The sequence below is a fragment of the Flavobacterium sp. P1_E4 genome, from assembly GCF_056405915.1.
Genome location: NZ_JBFUBE010000002.1, coordinates 295,605 through 315,991 on the forward strand (window position 1 = coordinate 295,605; position 20,387 = coordinate 315,991).

General features: G+C 32.3%; 16 protein-coding genes. 12 read left to right on the forward strand and 4 right to left on the reverse strand.

The features are described 5' to 3' along the window. Positions 1 to 21 precede the first annotated feature (21 nt). Positions 22 to 609 carry a riboflavin synthase gene (locus AC1DY0_RS03060; protein WP_477187205.1) on the reverse strand — a complete coding sequence of 196 codons (588 nt, stop codon included), beginning with the start codon at positions 607 to 609 and terminating at the stop codon, positions 22 to 24. 58 nt (positions 610 to 667) lie between these two features. Between AC1DY0_RS03060 and pdxA the strand changes: the two genes are divergently transcribed. From pdxA to AC1DY0_RS03110, 10 genes are all read left to right on the forward strand, one after another. After that, positions 668 to 1,717: a 4-hydroxythreonine-4-phosphate dehydrogenase PdxA gene (gene pdxA, locus AC1DY0_RS03065; protein WP_477187310.1), complete on the forward strand. Its 1,050-nt coding sequence runs from the start codon at positions 668 to 670 to the stop codon at positions 1,715 to 1,717. Between the two features lie 84 nt (positions 1,718 to 1,801). Next, on the forward strand, positions 1,802 to 2,350 hold the full coding sequence (locus AC1DY0_RS03070) for a YceD family protein (protein WP_477187206.1): 549 nt from the start codon (positions 1,802 to 1,804) through the stop codon (positions 2,348 to 2,350). A gap of 9 nt (positions 2,351 to 2,359) precedes the next feature. Continuing rightward, positions 2,360 to 2,557 carry a 50S ribosomal protein L32 gene (gene rpmF / locus AC1DY0_RS03075; protein ID WP_100432852.1) on the forward strand — a complete coding sequence of 66 codons (198 nt, stop codon included), beginning with the start codon at positions 2,360 to 2,362 and terminating at the stop codon, positions 2,555 to 2,557. Positions 2,558 to 2,733: 176 nt separating this feature from the next. Next, complete coding sequence (locus AC1DY0_RS03080; RefSeq protein ID WP_326401204.1) at positions 2,734 to 3,732, forward strand: beta-ketoacyl-ACP synthase III; 999 nt, start codon at positions 2,734 to 2,736, stop codon at positions 3,730 to 3,732. A 22-nt stretch (positions 3,733 to 3,754) separates the two neighbouring features. After that, the gene (gene accB, locus AC1DY0_RS03085) at positions 3,755 to 4,234 is read left to right on the forward strand and encodes an acetyl-CoA carboxylase biotin carboxyl carrier protein (RefSeq protein WP_477187207.1); all 480 of its coding nucleotides are present in this window, start codon (positions 3,755 to 3,757) and stop codon (positions 4,232 to 4,234) included. Positions 4,235 to 4,322: 88 nt separating this feature from the next. After that, positions 4,323 to 5,669, forward strand: a complete 1,347-nt coding sequence (gene accC, locus AC1DY0_RS03090) for an acetyl-CoA carboxylase biotin carboxylase subunit (protein ID WP_477187208.1) — start codon at positions 4,323 to 4,325, stop codon at positions 5,667 to 5,669. A gap of 954 nt (positions 5,670 to 6,623) precedes the next feature. Then, positions 6,624 to 7,109: a hypothetical protein gene (locus AC1DY0_RS03095; RefSeq protein ID WP_477187209.1), complete on the forward strand. Its 486-nt coding sequence runs from the start codon at positions 6,624 to 6,626 to the stop codon at positions 7,107 to 7,109. Positions 7,110 to 7,272: 163 nt separating this feature from the next. Next, a complete protein-coding gene (locus AC1DY0_RS03100; RefSeq protein WP_477187210.1) occupies positions 7,273 to 7,773 on the forward strand; it encodes a hypothetical protein in 501 nt (166 codons plus the stop codon). Positions 7,774 to 7,972: 199 nt separating this feature from the next. Next, entirely contained in the window at positions 7,973 to 8,902 is a 930-nt protein-coding gene (locus tag AC1DY0_RS03105; protein ID WP_477187211.1) for a DUF2268 domain-containing putative Zn-dependent protease, read from the forward strand. A 161-nt stretch (positions 8,903 to 9,063) separates the two neighbouring features. Further along, positions 9,064 to 9,888, forward strand: coding sequence for a hypothetical protein (locus tag AC1DY0_RS03110; RefSeq protein ID WP_477187212.1), 825 nt, complete (start codon positions 9,064 to 9,066; stop codon positions 9,886 to 9,888). 452 nt (positions 9,889 to 10,340) lie between these two features. On the opposite strand, the gene AC1DY0_RS03115 is transcribed toward AC1DY0_RS03110, so the two are convergent. The 3 genes from AC1DY0_RS03115 to AC1DY0_RS03125 form a co-directional block, all read right to left on the reverse strand. After that, entirely contained in the window at positions 10,341 to 11,537 is a 1,197-nt protein-coding gene (locus AC1DY0_RS03115; protein WP_477187213.1) for a C1 family peptidase, read from the reverse strand. Between the two features lie 87 nt (positions 11,538 to 11,624). Next, entirely contained in the window at positions 11,625 to 13,526 is a 1,902-nt protein-coding gene (locus tag AC1DY0_RS03120) for a S9 family peptidase (protein WP_477187214.1), read from the reverse strand. 123 nt (positions 13,527 to 13,649) lie between these two features. After that, a complete protein-coding gene (locus AC1DY0_RS03125) occupies positions 13,650 to 14,063 on the reverse strand; it encodes a hypothetical protein (protein ID WP_477187215.1) in 414 nt (137 codons plus the stop codon). Positions 14,064 to 14,316: 253 nt separating this feature from the next. Between AC1DY0_RS03125 and AC1DY0_RS03130 the strand changes: the two genes are divergently transcribed. Together AC1DY0_RS03130 and AC1DY0_RS03135 are read left to right on the forward strand one after the other, a co-directional pair. Next, the gene (locus AC1DY0_RS03130) at positions 14,317 to 15,429 is read left to right on the forward strand and encodes an NAD(P)/FAD-dependent oxidoreductase (protein WP_477187216.1); all 1,113 of its coding nucleotides are present in this window, start codon (positions 14,317 to 14,319) and stop codon (positions 15,427 to 15,429) included. Between the two features lie 26 nt (positions 15,430 to 15,455). Further along, a complete protein-coding gene (locus tag AC1DY0_RS03135; protein WP_477187217.1) occupies positions 15,456 to 20,324 on the forward strand; it encodes a choice-of-anchor J domain-containing protein in 4,869 nt (1,622 codons plus the stop codon). Positions 20,325 to 20,387: the final 63 nt, after the last annotated feature.

Below are 20,387 nucleotides of genomic sequence, written 5' to 3' on the forward strand. Positions count from 1 at the left end.
GTTTTAATAAATTATTTTAGTCTATTTATTAGAATATAGTCTAGAAACATATTTTCCAATTACATCAAATTCCAAATTTACTTTGGTTCCAACTACAAACGAATTAAAATTGGTGTGTTCGTGTGTATAAGGTATAATTGCCACGCTAAAATTACTTTTACCGGAATCCACTACTGTTAAACTAACGCCATTTACTGTAATAGAACCTTTTTCTATCGTAATGTTTTGCAAAGTCGAATCATACTCAAAAGTATAAAGCCAACTTCCATTGGTTTCTTTAACTGAGATGCAAGTCCCTATTTGATCAACATGTCCTTGTACAATATGTCCATCAAGACGATCTCCTAACTTCATTGCCCTTTCCAGATTGACACTATCACCAATCTCCCAAGTAGAAATATTGGTTTTTTTAATCGTTTCTCCTATTGCGGTAACTGTATAATGATGATCCTTAATGGCAACAACCGTTAGGCATATTCCGTTATGGGCAACACTCTGGTCAATTTTTAATTCATCTGCCACTGGAGAATCTATCGTGATATGAATATTATCTTGCTCTTTCTTAACTTCTTGGACAATCCCAAGTGTTTCAATAATTCCTGTAAACATTTCTTATTTTATTTTACTAAATTTGCACTTCAAAATTAGCAATAAATAACTAGAGGACATTATGAAAAAAGCAGAAAATATAATCGTAGGAATTTCAATAGGAGATTTAAACGGTATTGGAAGCGAAGTCATTCTAAAAACATTCGAAGACTCTCGTATGTTGGAACTGTGCACTCCTGTTATTTTTGCGAATGTAAAAATACTCTCGTTCGTCAGAAAGAATTTTGAATCTACTGTCGCTTTACACGGCATAGACAAACTGGATCAAATTGTTATTGGCAAAGTCAACGTATTCAATCTTTGGAGAGAAGGAATTGATTTAAACCTTGGAACAAATGACGAAAAAGTGGGTGAGTATGCCATAAAATCATTCGTTGCTGCTACCAATGCACTAAAAGAAGGTGTTATAGACGTATTAGTAACAGCTCCAATAAATAAGTACAATATTCAATCGGAATCCTTTAAATTTCCTGGACATACTGATTATTTAGACCAGGAATTAGAAGGAGATGCATTAATGTTAATGGTGCAAGACAATCTCAGAGTAGGTTTGTTAACAGATCATATTCCAATTAATGAAGTGGCTTCGCATTTAACTGAAGAGTTAATTTTTAAGAAAATAGAAACCATCAATCAAACTTTGATTCAGGATTTTAGCATCAACAAACCTAAAATTGCTGTTTTAGGATTGAATCCTCATTGTGGTGATGGTGGGGTTATTGGAACAGAAGATGACAACGTACTAAAACCGGCATTGAAAAAATTATTCGAAAAAGGAACTTTGGTTTTTGGACCATTTCCTGCAGACGGTTTCTTCGGTAGTAATCAATACGAAAAATATGATGCCGTTATTGCAACCTACCACGATCAAGGTCTAATTCCTTTTAAAACATTATCCTTTGGGAATGGTGTGAACTATACCGCTGGATTGAATAAGATAAGAACTTCCCCAGATCACGGAACCGCTTATGATATTGCTGGAAAAAATAAAGCCGACTATAATTCTTTCAAAGAGGCTGTTTATCTTGCTATTGATGTGTATAATTCAAGAAATCAATACGCAGAAATCAGCGAGAAGCCTTTAAAAACAAAAGAAAAACAGTTATAAACAAAAAAAGGTGAATAACATTATTAGATTTCCAATTATTTTATATCTTTGCACTCCCGAAGTTTAGGGCAAATTGTTGTTGAAATGAGCAAGACAAAAGAATATGTAATTCCTTTCGTAGGATTGAAGCTAGGGAAACACAAATTTGAGTATCAAATTAGTAACGCGTTCTTTGAAATCTTTGATTATAACGAATTTCAAAATTCAGATATCAAAGTAAATGTAGTTTTAGACAAAAAAAGCAACCTGTTAGAGATTAGCTTCAAACATCAAGGAACCATCAACGTACCTTGTGATCTTACAAGCGAAGATTTTGATTTACCAATTAAAGGTAAAATAAAATTAATTGTTCGATTTGGAGATAGTTATAATAATGAGAATGAAGAGTTGTTAATATTGCCTTTTGGAGAGTTTGAAATTGACATCGCTCAATATATATATGAGATGATTGTACTTTCAATACCACTAAGAAGGGTTCATCCTGGAATAAAGGATGGCAGTTTAAACACAGAAGCTTTGACAAAACTGAAAGAATTGACAATTAAAGAGCAAAAGAAAGAAAAGAAAGAAGAAAAAGAAGAGAATATAGACCCGCGTTGGGACAAATTAAAGCAACTATTAACGGATAAATAATATAGTAAAATGGCACATCCAAAGAGAAAAATCTCGAAAACTAGAAGAGACAAAAGAAGAACACATTACAAAGCTACTGTAGCTCAAATCGCTACATGTCCTATCACTGGAGAAGCACATTTATACCACAGAGCTTACTGGCATGAAGGTAAAATGTATTACAGAGGACAAGTTGTTATCGATAAATCTGTCGTAGCTCTTGCTTAATACGTTTTTGTAAATAATACTGGAACTCTCACTTCGTGAGAGTTTTTTTTGTTGTTTATAATTTACGCCCCAAATAAGAAAAACTTAACACAATTAGTTTGGTTTTTTTATTGTAATTTTAGAGACTTTTAAAAATTTTGCAAATGGCAACATTTGACAATAAATAATCGCATATAATGAGTACAATTACAGCCGCAATTACCGCAGTTGGTGGTTATGTTCCAGACTTTGTTCTTTCCAACAAAGTTCTTGAAACTATGGTCGACACAAATGATGAATGGATAACCACGCGCACCGGAATTAAAGAAAGAAGAATACTAAAAGATGCTGATAAAGGAACTTCTTTTCTTGCTATAAAAGCTGCAGAAGATTTGATAGCAAAAGCAAACATTGACCCTCTTGAGATAGATTTAATTTTAATGGCAACTGCAACAGCAGATATGCCAGTAGCTTCTACAGGTGTATATGTTGCAACCGCAATTGGCGCTACAAATGCATTCGCATACGATTTACAGGCCGCTTGTTCAAGTTTCCTTTATGGAATGTCAACAGCAGCTGCTTATATTCAGTCTGGAAGATACAAAAAAGTACTACTTATTGGTGCCGATAAAATGTCTTCAATTGTAGATTATAAAGACAGATCAACTTGTATTATTTTTGGAGATGGTGCAGGAGCTGTTTTATTTGAACCAAATTATGAAGGTTACGGTTTGCAAGATGAATATTTACGAAGTGATGGTGTTGGTCGTGATTTCTTGAAAATTTCAGCTGGAGGATCTCTTCTTCCAACTAGTATGGAAACGGTAAATGACAATAAGCATAATATCATTCAAGATGGAAAAACTGTTTTTAAATATGCAGTTACCAATATGGCCGATGCAAGTGAATTGATTCTAAAAAGAAACAATTTAACTAATGAAAATGTGAATTGGTTAGTACCACATCAAGCGAACAAACGTATTATTGACGCTACAGCTCACAGGATGAACTTAGAAGATTCGAAAGTATTGATGAATATTGAAAAATATGGAAATACTACTTCGGCTACATTACCTTTAGTACTGTACGATTTTGAACACGTTTTCAAAAAAGGCGACACTATAATTTTTGCTGCTTTTGGCGGCGGTTTTACTTGGGGATCCATTTACCTAACTTGGGCTTACGATAAAAAATAAAATAAACTAAAAAGAAATAATTATGGATTTAAAAGAAATTCAAAATCTAATCAAATTTGTAGCAAATTCAGGTGTTGCAGAAGTAAAATTAGAAATGGATGATGTTAAAATCACCATCAGAACTACTTTAGAAGGAAACGTTACCGAAGCAACTTACGTTCAACAATTACCGGTTCAAAACGCTCTTCCTCAAGCTGCAGCTCCACAACAAATAGCTCCTGTTGCTGCAGCTCCAGAAGCTCCAGTAGTAGAAAATGCTCACTACATCACTATAAAATCACCAATTATTGGTACTTTTTACAGAAAACCTTCTCCAGACAAACCAATGTTTGTAGAAGTTGGTAAATCTATTGCAAAAGGAGATGTTCTTTGTGTTATTGAAGCCATGAAATTATTCAATGAAATTGAATCTGAAATATCTGGTAAAATTGTAAAAATATTGGTAGACGATATGTCTCCAGTAGAATTTGACCAACCTTTATTCTTAGTAGATCCATCATAAGAAATTTTGAATGATGAATTTTGAATGATGAATTTATCTCATTCAAATAATTTAAAATTTATAATTTATAATTTACAATTTCAAGAAGATGTTTAAAAAAATACTAATAGCAAATAGAGGAGAGATAGCACTTCGTGTCATCCGTACTTGTAGAGAGATGGGCATCAAAACGGTAGCCGTTTATTCTACTGCAGATGCAGAAAGCTTACATGTGAAATTTGCTGATGAGGCCGTTTGTATCGGACCACCTCCAAGTAACTTGTCTTATTTAAAGATGTCCAATATTATTGCTGCTGCCGAAATCACAAACGCAGATGCAATACATCCAGGTTACGGGTTCCTTTCTGAAAATGCAAAATTTTCTAAAATTTGTCAAGAACATAATATAAAATTCATCGGTGCGTCTCCAGAAATGATTGACAGAATGGGTGATAAAGCTTCTGCAAAATCCACGATGATCGAAGCTGGTGTTCCTTGTGTACCAGGTTCAGTTGGAATCTTAGAGTCTTTTGAGCAAGCTGCAGAATTAGCCAATAAATTTGGATATCCTGTAATGTTAAAAGCAACTGCTGGTGGTGGAGGTAAAGGAATGAGAGCTGTTTGGGCTCCAGAAGATTTACTAAAAGCATGGGAAGGTGCTCGTCAAGAATCAGCAGCCGCTTTCGGAAACGACGGAATGTATCTTGAAAAATTAATTGAAGAGCCACGTCATATCGAAATTCAAGTTGTTGGTGATTCATACGGAAAAGCATGTCACCTTTCAGAAAGAGACTGCTCTGTTCAACGTCGTCATCAAAAATTGACCGAGGAAACTCCTTCTCCTTTTATGACCGAAGAATTGCGTACAAAAATGGGTGAAGCAGCTGTAAAAGCAGCTGAATACATTAAATACGAAGGTGCTGGAACTGTTGAGTTTTTGGTTGACAAACACAGAAACTTCTACTTCATGGAAATGAATACTCGTATCCAAGTGGAGCACCCTATTACGGAACAAGTTGTTGATTATGACTTAATCCGTGAGCAAATCCTAGTAGCAGCCGGTGTGCCAATTTCTGGAAGAAATTACCTTCCTCAATTGCACGCTATCGAATGCCGTATCAATGCTGAAGATCCTTACAACGACTTCAGACCGTCTCCAGGAAAAATCACTACGCTACATATGCCGGGTGGTCACGGAGTACGTCTTGACACACACGTGTATTCAGGCTATACGATTCCACCAAATTACGATTCGATGATTGCCAAATTAATTACTACAGCCCAAACTCGTGAAGAAGCTATCAGTAAAATGAGAAGAGCATTAGACGAATTCGTAATCGAAGGTATCAAAACAACCATTCCATTCCACAGACAGTTGATGGATGATGCTAGATACATCGCAGGGGATTACACCACTGCCTTCATGGACGATTTCAAAATGAATGACCCCGAATAAATTAATTCAAATATTCAATCCCATTCTCTCAACAGAATGGGATTTTTTTTGGCCTTCTAACAACCAAAATAGTTCTCTTTAAAATCATTTGGGCGTGCCCCCGTTGAGAAAAGGGGCTTACTTATAGCGCCGCTTATACAGCCCCTTTCCTCAACGGGGTCGGGCTATCTGCGCTACTTTGGTAGCTAGCTTCTATCCCTCACGCGACAGTACTGCTTTATTCAACTTTAATAGCAATCTCCGCAATTCACTTCCCTCAATCTTGTCATCCCGAGAAACGAGGACACGAGCGAAAGCGAATTGGCGAAGCAATCTCCACAATCCTATTTTGCAATAACTAGCTTTCAAAACCAACAGTGCTAAATACTGTTGGTTTTTTATGCTCTTTTGCCAAATTATATATAGAATTATATAGTAGTACTATATTTTTATATAACTCAATTATGAAATTCTATAATTCGATTATGATATTGTATAACTCAATTATAGATTTCTATAATTCAATTATGAATTTATATGGTTCAATATATAAAAAAACATAACTCAATTATAGTTTTATATAGCTCAATTATGAAATTCTATAATTCGATTATACCTGGATATCACTCGATGATGAATTTCTATAGTTCAATTATAGTTTTATATGAATAATTACACTTTATCAAAAATTAAAACTGCTCGAAGCCGAAAAACAACTTTTATTGCAGTTGATTGGTATAAAAGGCAGAGTGAAAAGTAATCGTTAAAAAATATTTCGGACATTCAACAAAAAATCTATTTGAAGATTTATAAGGAAAAATCTATATATTTGAAATATAATAAAGTACGATGTTTGTTATTTTTATCTATCCAAAATTGGGTGGATTTGTCTGATTTTGTCAGATCTATATATTAGTTACCTGCTATTTTGCAAAAAAAAAACGAAAGAAAACAATCAGAAAGAACAAGCTGTTTATGTCAAATTTTAGAGAATATACTTTCCATTTTTTTACAATAGTGTTGATTTTTTTATGCATTTTTTTTGTGATTCCGAATTTATCATCGGATTTAAAAAACTATAATAGTGATATTAAAACCATAGAAAGTTCAAGAATTGATGAAAGAGAATATACGGGCAAATACGGAGACAAAAGAATTGAACATACATTAGTTATTGTAATGACTGACCAAACTGAACTTGAATTCAGCGCTTCTGAATATTCTAAATTTTTTGAAGAACTACAAAGTGAAAAAAATATTGGAAAAAACATAAAATATTATCTTGCAAATTACACTGCTGATAATATGAATCCAATACAAGTCGAAATTGAAAACAAAATAATTTATGATACCAGCGAAAGTGCTAAATCAAAGTATTTTTTCCTTTTACTTACATTAGGCTTTTCATTATACTCTGGACATAAATTGAGAGAATATTTAAAGATAAGAAACATAAACTAAAAAAACAGCAGGTAACACACGCTACAAGCAATTTGAGGATTTGGCTTAATGGAAAAATTGGTTTTGTATTTGGATGATTTAGCAAATTTGAAAACAAGGCTTAATTTAACTCCAAACCTGCTTTAGTACCAAAACGTTAGTTAGAATTATAAAACCAAAAAATATGAACAAATTAAATTTAATGTTCGTGATACTTTTTCTCTTGCCAAATTTTATTTTTTGCCAAGATATTATGGATTACTCTAAATTAAAAACAAATTCCGGGGAAGTAAAAATTCCAGGAAATTGGGAGCAATTAAATAAAGAGGATGACTCTGGTCAAACTTATTTAAAAAATAAAGAGGGAGTAATTATTGCAATTGCTCAAAATCCTAAAAAAGCATATCCTTTTTTTAAAAGCAATGAATCGGATTTTGAAAACGTAAAATTGTTTTACACATGGGACTCAGACTATTATAAAGAGAATAAGTTCAAAACGGAAAAGATTAAAGAAAATACGGAATTAGAATATGTAATTTGGAAATATAATGACAAGAAACTCGATAATGTATTTCTATTCGGTTCGAGTAAAAATAATTTTTTAAATCTACTCGTTTACACAAATAAATGGAGTGAAAATGAAAAGATAATTTTTTTAGAAAATCTATATAAATTAAACAAATAACTACTCACAACAGCCACTAGATTGGATTTGTGTAATTGGCTTAATGGAAAGTTGGTCTTGTATTTGGATATTTTGCTTCGCCTGTTCCCTGTCGCTCGGGTGGCAAACTCGAAAATTGGATTAATTTAATCCCAAACCAGCTGTAGCATGAGAACGTTATACGATATTCTATAAAAATTCACTTCAAATATTATCCTATATGAAACTAAAACTTGTTTTGATAACTCTTTTTGCTATTTCTTTTAATTTCTCATTCGGACAAAATAATTTTTCAGACAATCCTTTAGATGCAGTTTTTGAAACAAAAGATTCAAAAATTTTTTGGGAAGCATTTGATAAAATGGAGAAATCAAGTGAAAATCCATTTATTGAATATATGCAAAAAGGTTCTCTAGGTGTTAAAGGATTTACTCAAAACCGAATAATAAATGCAGACTCTCTTTTTGCTGTAGTAAAGAAAAGAAAAGCAGATTATGAACTTTCAAGAAATGTTTTAAATGGTATTTCTTCAAAGGAAAAGAGAGTAAGAGCAATTTATAGTGCATTAAAATATTGGTATCCAAATGCAAAATTTCCTCCAATTTATTTTGTTTACGGAAGATTTAATTCGGGCGGGACTTCTTCTCCAGATGGAATCATCATTGGAACTGAAATGCTTAAAAATTTGGATGGAGTTTCAGGTTTAATAGCACACGAACTTATTCACTATCAACAAAATATAAAAGGTAAAGATGTGCTGTTGAAATGGTGTTTGCTTGAGGGAGGCGCTGACTTTATCGGTGAACTTATTTCAGGAGAATCAATAAATCAGTTTTCATATAAATATGGAGAGCAAAACCTAGACAAATTATGTCAAGAATTTGTGATGAGATTAAAAAATGCTGATTATCAAGATTGGTTATATGGAACTTCTAATAAAGATGACAGACCAAGTGATTTAGGATATTGGATTGGTTACAAAATAACCGAATTCTATTTCAATAAACAAAAAGACAAACAAAAAGCAATTGATGAAATACTTAATATTAAAGACCCAATGCAATTTTTAAAACAAAGCGGTTTTTTAGATTCATATATTGAAAAGTATCAGAAATCAAAAAAGGAAAGTTATGATGAATTTTTCAAATAATAAAACTGATAAAAAGAACGTCGCATAGCAGCTAGTACAATGTATTTGAGATGTTTTGGCAAATCAGAATAATGTGCTTAATTTAATCCCAAACCAGTTGCAACAAGAGGGCATTGATAATAATTTTAACAAAAAAATAAATTCAATAACTTAACTTAAAAATGAAAACAAATCAATTAATAATAATTTTAATAATAAACTTAATTATTACAGCTTGCTCTTCTGACGATGGAAATAATGAAAACTCAAATGATTCAGGGAAATTTTTAAAATCCAGAATTTACTTAAATCTTCCATCTGATGCTCCAAATTATGACGAGTTTTACCAATATGAAAATGGTCTATTAAAATCTGCTTCGGGATTTACTCACTTGCTTGGAAACTATACTTATAGTAATGGAAAGCTCATAAATTTGAAAAATCAGTATGAAGAATTCTCATATGAATATGACCAGAATGGAAGAATAAAAAAGCGAAATGAAATTGGCACAAATAATTATATCGAATTATTTTATGAACCTAATAAGGTAATAACTCATAGATTCTATGAATTTGGAGGAACTAATGGAATTCCTAATAGTGTTTTAGAAAAAAGAGAGTTATTATTAGATAATCAAGGACGAATAATAAAAATGACTGATTTAGCACAAGATCAGAGTGCAATCGATACAGAATATGAAATATATGTTTATGATAATAATGGAAATATAATAAAGCGAACAACAAAATATTTGAATAATCCACAAGAAGTTATAACAAATTATGTTTATGAGAACATTAAAAATCCTTATTACTATTCTTATAAAAAATATTATCAATTAACTTATTATCTAGAAAACTTTATAGGACTATCAATATATAATAATTTTGGATTAACACCGAATTTAATAAAATCTGCTAATTCAACTTATGAAAGTAATATTGAAAATAATCCAATCTTAGAACACAAAAACGAATTTAATATAACTTACGAATATTTTGAATAAAAACTATTGCAAACGTTTGTTATAATTGATTTGGGCAATTTTATAATCTAAATCAAAAATAAAGCAAAATTTTCTTTTTTTAATGATGGCAAAAAAGCAAAATACCTCCCTTTAGCCCAATGTCATTAAGTTAAGGAATTACTATTTTTATTTTCACGCAGATTTCGCAGATTTCCGCAGAAAAATGGGTGAAAAAATCTGCCGAATCTGCGTGCTGTTTTTTTAATTTCTCCCTTAACTTAAGGACATTGCCCTTTAGCCCTGATTGCAGTGGAAATCCTTATAAGCCGGGGTTCGGCTTATAAGATTGTAACGGAAAGCGGGATCAATGTTTCCAAAAAAGCCTAATCTTTCTGCTCTTAATCAATAACCGAACTCCGGTTTATTCCAATAAAAAAAAGCCTGTCTTGATCAATTCAAGACAGGCTTTTTATAATTGAAAGAGGTGAAAATTATGCTCCTATTTTCTTAGCAATATCAGATGGAATACCACCTTTATTAACCATCAATGAAGTCGTTTTGTATTTTACAAAATTCTTAGTTACATACAAATAACCTTTATAGTCATTGGTCGCTCCCCAAGAGTTTTTTACAATATAATATTCTTTACCCATTTGATCTTTGGCAATACCTACAATATGCATTCCGTGATCATCGGTAGTTTGATAATTATCGAATGCCTTTTGGCGAATTTCATCTGTGATTTCCAATTCTTGTTTTGGACCATTGAACATGTTTTCTTTTTCTTCGGCAGTCATTTCATCATACTTTTTGGCTGGAACATAAGCTACCCCATTTTTCCAACTAAAGCTTTTCTCACTCACATCCGTAGCCCAAGCTACTGTATAACCGTTTTTCAATGCATTATCAATGATAGCCGTCATATCGTTCATTTTTACATTGTAAACCAAATCAAATGACCAGTTATCAGGAACCATCATCATTGTTTTGGTATAAAACGGAACGCTGGCATAAGAAGCAAATTCAACATATTCATCAGGATTAATTCCTACTACCTCTTTAGCAAATGTTTGTGGAGTGTAGCTTTTTCCCTTGTACATAAATTTCTCTGGAACTTCTCCCAAATAAGAATCAATCACTGCAGCATATGCTTTTTCCCAATTAGGAGTTAATTCCCCATTTGGGTTTTTTACAACTGCTGTCAAGATAGCTTCAGTCAAAGCACCCATTTCTGCAAACTTATTTTTAGAAGTACCATAGTTCAAACCAGTATACACCTCTTGAGGTACAGCACCATATTTTTTGTACATATTAGTCACATCATGCAATTCTCCTCCGTCTCCCAATGTTACGGCACCGTGCATACGCACATAATTTTTACCTTTTTCAACATAGGCATTTCGAGCTGAGAAAACTTGTGATAATTCTACTGGTTGTTTTCCCATCCTAATCATTTCTGATTCTAAAAAAGAATTAGTAGAATAACTCCAACAAGTTCCTGAAGATCCTTGATTCTTGATAGAAGTATTTGCCAGATTAATTACGTCTGTAAACTTGAAACTTTCTGCGCTTTTTTCGCTAACATTTACTTTCAACGAATTGACTAATCCGTCTTGAGCAGTCATCGTATGCATACCAACAACTAAAGTTGTTGCAATAAAAAACGATTTAATGGGTAATTTATACATCTTTAAATAGATTAAGGTTTTGTAATATGTAACAAAAAATTTTATTTTGTTACATTGTCGTTGCTAAATTATTAATTAATTTAGGACTTACAAGGTTTCTTCAAGCCATTTATAGAATTCTTTTTGCCAAACTTGAGCATTTTGCGGTTTTAGAACCCAGTGATTTTCTTCTGGGAAATAAAGGAATCTACTTTTTATTCCGCGTATCTGTGCCGCTTGAAAAGCTTCTTGACCTTGTCCAATTGGTACTCTGTAATCAATTCCTCCTTGGATAATCAAAATTGGTGTGTTCCAGTTTTGTACATAATTTATAGGATTGAATTTCGTATACGCTTTTTGTGCAGTTGCGTTGTCTTTTTCCCAATAAGGTCCGCCAAAATCCCAATTATTGAAGAAAACTTCTTCGGTAGTTCCAAACATACTTTGAGTGTTGAAAACTCCATCATGTGCAATAAAAGTTTTGAATCTATTGTTGTGAATTCCTGCCAAATAAAACACAGAATATCCACCATAACTAGCACCAACACAACCCAAACGAGCTTTGTCAACATAACTTTCTTTTGCAACATCATCAATAGCCGAAAGATAATCGTCCATCACTTGTCCTCCCCAATCTTTACTAATTTGCTCATTCCATTCTACACCGTGACCTGGCATACCACGACGGTTTGGAGCTACAACTACATATCCATTTGCGGCCATTAATTGGAAATTCCAACGGAAAGAATATGATTGTGTTAAAGGAGATTGTGGTCCACCTTGACAAAATAAAAGAGTTGGGTATTTTTTAGTGGCATCAAAATTTGGAGGTAAAATTACCCAAACCAACATTTTTTTTCCGTCGGTTGTTGTTACATAACGTCTTTCGGTTTTGCTTAATGCCAATGTTGAATAAGTTGCGGTATTTACATTAGTCAATTGTTTCCAAGTATTTTTCTTCAAATTGTATGAGAAAATTTCAGTAGCGTGATTCATATCGGTTCTTGTAACAATCACTTCATCTCCTGAGAAACCAACTAAATCATGCACATCAAAATCACCTTTTGTAATTTGTTTTACATTAATCGCAATTTTTGTCAACCCAGGAAAATTAACTTCAAAGAGCTGTACAGTTCCATCAATTGGTGCTGTAAAATATATCTTTTTTCCATCATTACTCCATTTGAAACTACTTACTGTTCCATCCCAATTGGCAGTAAGATTCATTTTCATTCCTTTGAAACTAACAATCAAATCGTTTTTATCGGCTTCATAACCATCACGTTTCATTTGCAGCCAAGTCAAATCTCCTGAAGGAGAAAATTGTGGGGCTGTATCATATCCAAAGTTTCCTTCAGTCCTATTGATCGTTTTCCCAGTTTCAAGATTGTACTCATATATATTGGTATCTGTAGAAAGTGCATATTGAGTACCTGCTTTTTTCTTGCATACATACGCTATACTTTTCCCATCTGTTGACCAATTATAATCTTCATCACCACCAAAAGGTTTTTGAGGGCTATCAAAGTTTTCGCCCTTCAAAATATCAATCCCTTCTGCACCTTCTTTATTTTCTTTGTAAAAAACGTGATTGAATTTACCTTCGTTCCAAGTATCCCAATGGCGATAATCAAGACCATTGTAAATTTGAACATTGGATTTATCTAAATTAGGGTAATAGTCTTTCCCTAAGACATTATCAATTTTCACTTCTTGATTATAAACTATGTATTTCCCATCAGGAGAAATGTTTTTATCAACCAAAATTTCTTTTGTGTCCTTAATTTCTACAGCTGTTCCACCACTAATTGCAACAGTATAATATTTGGAATTGGATTTGTTTTCTTCGACTGAAGGCGTCGACACTTTGTAAACAATATTTTTACCGTCTTTTGAAATTCCTAAAGGAGTAATTCGTCCTAATTTCCACAGTAATTCTGGAGTCATTACATTTTGAGCACCTGCAGTTAAACTCATCATTGTTAGCATTAAAAGGATTGTTTTTCTCATAATTATTTAAAATAGATATTCAGTTTTCAAATATAACATTATAATCATCAATTAGAATAAATAGCGGCACATAAAAAAAACTTAAAAAGTGACTCTTTTTAGTGTCGAAAAAAGTTGTGGAAACTAAGTGGTTTTGAAAAATTCAACCGTTAAAAGCGTGATAAAAAAACACAACACTAATACGATGATACTGGCAATCATTATTTTTTTCAGAAATGACTGTTCAATTTTTTTGACTTGGGAATCTATATTGACTATGTTTTTGAATTTTGCAAACGATTCAACAGTTTCCTGATATTTATTCCATCCGCCACTCTCATAAATCTGTTTACCAAAATCTGTTAAATCACAACGGAAGCCTTGCTCTTTCTCTAATACGACAAGACCTTTATGGTCTAGAATTTCTGCAAACACTTTGGAATTTTTTAAATTAAAGCCACATTCGTCCTTAAAATTGATTCGCATCATAAATTGAGTTTTCGATGTATATAGCAGTTTTAGGTTTACCTCTATAAGTTCATCTATATTTTCAAACATAACCAGATATTTAATTTTATTACTATATTTTGAGTTACTCAATAGGTTTATTCAACCAATCTAAGCATTTCCACTTTTTTAAAATCTAATTTTATTACACAATTATGATGCCAAACCCCTATTGTTTGAAATCTTAATACAGTCTTGGCTTTAAAATAATATTTAAAAAAAAATAATTTGTAAAGTCTAACATATTCAAAGTGTACTATTCAAAAACTAGAAAATTTATTTAATTTTATATAAAAAAAGTCAAATGCAACTAAGCTATTGGGAATTAAAAAATTGGTTTACAAATGTAGACTTCACTATTGTGGGTAGTGGTATTGTGGGCTTACATGCAGGCTTGCGTTTACGTGAAAAATACCCTGACAGCAAAATATTGATACTCGAAAAAGGGATGCTGCCGCAAGGCGCTAGCACTAAAAATGCAGGATTTGCCTGCTTTGGAAGTATTTCTGAAATTATTGAAGATTTAAAAACACATACTGAAGAAGAAGTTATCCAACTCATCCAAAAAAGATGGAGCGGCTTACAATTATTAAGAAAACGTCTTGGTGACAGTACAATAGATTTCAAACCCTATGGCGGTTATGAATTGTTTTTGAAGGGCGACGAAAGCAGTTTTAGTGAATGTTCCAATAAGTTGTCATTTATAAATGAAATCTTAAAACCCCTTTTTAAATCAGATGTATTTGCCAAAGAAGTTGATCGTTTTGGTTTTGGAGACATTAATGAATATTTGATTTTCAATCCTTTTGAAGCTCAAATTGACACAGGGAATATGATGCAAGCTTTGTTAAAGCAAGCCGTTGAGAAAGATGTTTTAATACTGAATCAACAAACTGTTACCTCCTTTTTGGATAATGAAAACGGTGTTGAAGTTGCGCTCGACGATTTTAGCTTTACTACCAAAAAATTATTGTTTGCTACCAATGGTTTTGCTAATGAACTTACTAAAGGCGGAGTAAAACCAGCAAGGGCACAGGTTTTAATCACAGAACCTATTCCAAATTTGGACATAAAAGGAACATTTCATTTGGATAGAGGTTACTATTATTTCAGGAATATTGGTAATCGTATACTACTTGGAGGCGGTAGAAATCTGGATTTTGAAACCGAAACAACAACCGAATTTGGTCAAACAAAAATTGTGCAAGAAAAATTGGAAAATCTATTAAAAGTAGTAATTTTACCTAATTACGATGTCCAAATTGAACACCGCTGGAGTGGGATTATGGGCATTGGTAATAGTAAAAAACCAATTGTTTCCCAACTCTCCGAAAACGTCTACTGTGGTGTTCGATTAGGCGGAATGGGCGTAGCAATCGGAAGTTTAATAGGAACAGAATTAGCCGATTTGGTCTAATTGCCAATAAAAAACAGCCACCAAACATGCAAAAAACTACTTTAGTAATCCTTTTTTCTTTTTTTAATCTACTTTTTTTAAGAGCAAATAACAAAACAGAACCCATTACCGCTAATCTAGACTTTGAAATTACAGTTTCACTAACTGGTGAAACTATGATTGAATATCTTAATTATAGTGTTTATACAACTTATGAATGGGAATTTGAATATGGTCCAGAAGGATTTCTGCCTGGGCAAGGGACTTCTGTAAAGGTTTCAGGATTGGATTTTTACCGCTTTACACTAAATCCATTAAAAAAATATGTTTTTAGGATAAGGGAAAATCATTTCGATGGGACCACGATTGCATGGACTGATTGGTCGCAAACTCAAACAATATTTGCTACCAATGATAATTACTATTTTATGGGTTACACCATAGATTTTAATAATGCAACCGAAAAGGATTTGGAATGGAAAGGTTTATTATACAACAATCCTAAAAATGAAGCCAATATAGGATTGACAAATTATAATAATCATGGAGACAATTTAGGTTCTTCAATAACTATGACAAATTTGGACAATAGTACTAACGGTCATGTTGCTTTGGTTTCTCCTAAATTTAAAGATTTGGCAACTGATAGAAAGATAAAATTTTGGGTGTACAATTACGATTCAAATGAAGAGTTACTTGTAGGAACAATGACAGATCCAAATGACCCAAGCACTTTTCATTTATTATCCGAGGTTGAAAGGCCAGCTACGACTAACTGGGAACAAAGAACAATTTATTTCAATAATTATAAAGGAAATGATGAGTACATAGTATTCAAGTTCAAAAATAAATCTTACAACTATATTGGTGATGCAGAAGTTTATATTGATGACATTAGCTATGAGCAAGCTTCTAATTGTTATGATCAATCCAATTTTGCTGTTACAAATGTTCAGGAAAATACAGCTCAAATAAGTTTTGATTCTCCAAATCAAACTAATTTTCAAGTAAGTTTAAAAAATGTTTCTACAAGAACTACAGAAGTATTTAACATTCAAAGTAGTCCGTTTGTTTTAAGTAATTTGATTGGAAGTACTGATTATGAAGTAAAAGTACGAGCAAATTGCATAGATGATTTATATTCCAATTGGACTCCAACAATCAGCTTTAAAACCGTTTGCAACGATTTTTCCGGAACTTATACAACCTCTTTTGAAGGGGCTGATTATATAGATCCTTGTTGGAGTACTAATACTAATTATGCTATAATAACAAAAGATAAAAACGTTAATTGGGATTTAAAACCATTGCCCAAGACTGGTTCGCAAATGATTATTATGGATTCGTATGGTGACACATACAGTGGTCAAAAATCATATCTGATAACCCCTTATATTGCAAATTTAGAAGCTACGAAAAGAATTAGATTAAGCCTCCTCGCTTATAGTTCAAGTCAAACTTACAATGACAATTCTCTGACCATAGGAACTATGTCTGACCCAAAGGATGCTACTACTTTCATCCCTTTGAAAACAATTTCAGCATCAGAAATGAATGAGATTGACAATCCTAACAAATTAGGCATTTGGAAAGAACATACTATTTATTTAGACAATTATCTAAAAAGCAACAATCATCATTATATCGCTCTAAAACAAAATGAATCAAGTAAATCAATCTTTTGTATAGATGATTTTGTTTATGAAGATTCACCATCATGCATAGAACCTATAAATCCTAGAGCTCTTAGCACTGGTATCGATTTTGCGACCGTTACTTGGGATAATTACAAACCAGCATCAGAGTGGCAAATAGAATATGGCCCTCAAGGATTTGCTCATGGATCTGGAACTATTGCAAATGTAACCTCATTCCCATTCAAAATAACCAACTCCCTTCTAGACGACACGATATATGATTTTTATGTTCGTGCTAAATGTGATGCTGAATATAGCGGTTGGTCTGATAGAGGATATTTTAGAACCAAATGTTCAGGGGTAAATGTAGGATATAGTGATGATTTTGAAAATGTAGCTTTTGAGAAGAGTGGCTGTTGGACTAGAATTGTGCCTTATATAAATGAAAGATATTGGGATAAAAACCAATTTATAACTACGACTGCCCAACCAGTAAAAAGCGGTTCGCATTCGGTACATATGTTAAATCAATTAGACGCTCCTTATCCTCCTGGTGAGGGAGAAAAAACGGACAGAGTTATTCTTGTTTCTCCTAGATTGAAAGACTTTGATAATTATAAAAAATTTAGTTTTTGGATGCTTTCTCCAAATGATAATACCAATTCAGCATTAGAAATCATTATCGGCACCCTTTCGGATCCAGAGGACTATACTACTTTTACTTCTTACAGAACAATTGCAATTCCTATTGAAAATATAGGAAAATGGCTGAAATATGAAATTGATTTTTCAAATTATTATGGCACGGACAAATATGTTGGTATAAAGCAAAGCAAAACCAATGCCCGTTCAAGAAGATTGTATATTGATGATTTTGAATATACGCAAAATGATTGCCCAAGACCAGGACAATTAGGCGCAAGCCAATCAGGAACTGATAGTGTCTCTTTGGATTGGAAAGATAACAATACCCAAAAACAGTCTGATAGCTGGGACATTGAATACGGCCCAATAGGATTTACAGCAGGCACAGGAACTTTAATAAATGTAAAAACAAATCCGTTTAATTTAACCGGATTAGCCGAAAATTCATATGAATATAGGGTTCGAACTTATTGTGAAGCAAATATTGCAAGCGATTGGAGTGAGCGATATATCTTTAGAATCACTTGTACCAAAACAGCACCTTTTGTAGAAAATTTTGATAGTTATAAAAATAATTATGGAGATGTTGTCGATTTTTGCTGGACCTTTAATAACCATCAATATTCTCGCATTGAAGAATTTAGTTTAACAAATATAAATAGTGCCCCAAATGTTTATTCCTTACAAGACGAATCAGGTGATGCATTTTTAATATCTCCTTATTTATCTGATTTTGACAAAAATAAAAAAATTAAATTTTGGTTAATTAATGGTTTAGCCACACAAACAAAGTCAGGCAATCTAATTGTCGGAACAATAAAGAATTCTTTAGACCTTTCTACTTTTGAACCGTATCAGTCTATTTCATTTGATGAAATAAAAAAGATTCCAGCTTATGGGAAAGAATTTAATATTGATTTCTCAGGGTACAATGGCCCCAATAAATTTATAGCATTTAAATTTGAAAGTAACTCTGATCCATATGGCGGCACCAATAGGATTTTAATTGATGATTTTTATTATGACCAAACATTGGGATGCTATGAGCCAATAGATGTTGTTTTTTCTAATATTAATAATAATTCGGTTCTTATCAATTGGACATCTGGAAATCAATTGCCACAAAATGTTGAAATAGAATATGGAATTAGAGGCTTTGTTCCTGGAAATGGAACCAAAGTAAATAGTCCCCAAAACGAGATAACTATTTCTAACTTATTAGAATCAACCAAATATGATTTTTATTTTAAAACCATTTGCGATGCCGAAAATTCTGCTTTGGTTGGCCCTAAAAAAATAGACACTACTTGTGAAACACAAACTTTGCCTTGGTCTGAAAATTTTAATAATCTAAGCGAATATGGTCAAAATGTACTGCCAGGCTGTTTCAAACATTCCTATGGAGAATATTCATTGGAAAAAGAGCCTGTAAATAATTTTTCATCCTATTTTAATTCTAATGACTTTTTAATGGGATTTGATGATAGTTCCTTTATCCATATGAATGGATCATATCCTAGTTTCTTTAGTCCAATGTTTCATTTAATAGCTGGAACAACTTATAAATTCAGCATGAAAGCTGTTAAAGCTTATGAATATGCATCTATAGGAATTAGCTTGGCTATTGCTCGAGGCCAAAACGATTACAATATTGAATCAGACCTTTCTCGAATTGGAAGTTTATCAGAGTACGGCTATAATGATATTTACTATTATTATACACCACTTGTAACAGGTGACTATAGCTACCAAATAATGGCAACATATTCGGGGTCTGCAAATGCATTAATTGATAATTTTAAATTAGAAGAAGGATATTCATCTAATGTAAATGCAAAAACAACAACTAAATATGATTTTGAAAATCCATTAGATGAAGCTTTAATTTTGGAAAGCACAATCCAAAGTTCGATAATTGTGTCTCAAGATCCTTTAAACGAAATGAACAATCTAATCAAGATGAATGGAAACAGTTATTCAGAAAATTGGAAAACTGTAGCTTCATTATCAAAGAAAAAAACTGCAAAATTATCATCCGACGCATCAAATATTTGGGAAGCAAATCCGAGTTTCATAACAAAATTGAATATGAAAGTAGATGCCAGAAACGCACAAACGCTCTTTATGCAATTTGATCTCAAACAAACCTATAACCAAAATAATAACGAATCCATTTTTAGGGTTCTAGTTAATGGTAAAATGATAGGAGATGAAATTAAACCAATTACAAATGATACAGATGAATTTGCAACCCTAAAATATGATTTAACTCCATACGCAGGATCTGAAATTCGAATTTCTATACAACACATCGGAAAGTCAACTTATGACATAGGAGACAATGCTTATCTGGATAATCTTTATTTTAGCCCAACGGCAACTTTATCCATTATAGAAAATGAATTTGAGAATTTAAAATATTATCCAAATCCAATTGAAAATACTTTAAATGTAGAAAGTAATTCCTTAATTTCAAAAGTCGAGGTTTATAATTCTAATGGGCAATTACTTTTTGAAAATGAATTTTCAAAATTAAATGTTAGTATTGATTTCAAAAAATACGCTACAGGAGTATATTTGATTAATGTTACAAATGAGGATAAGAAAAAAACTTTTAAAGTCATTAAAAAATAAACGTAATAAAAACTACTTTTGATGTGAAATTTAAAATAGTTTAATAGCACTCGATTTACCATA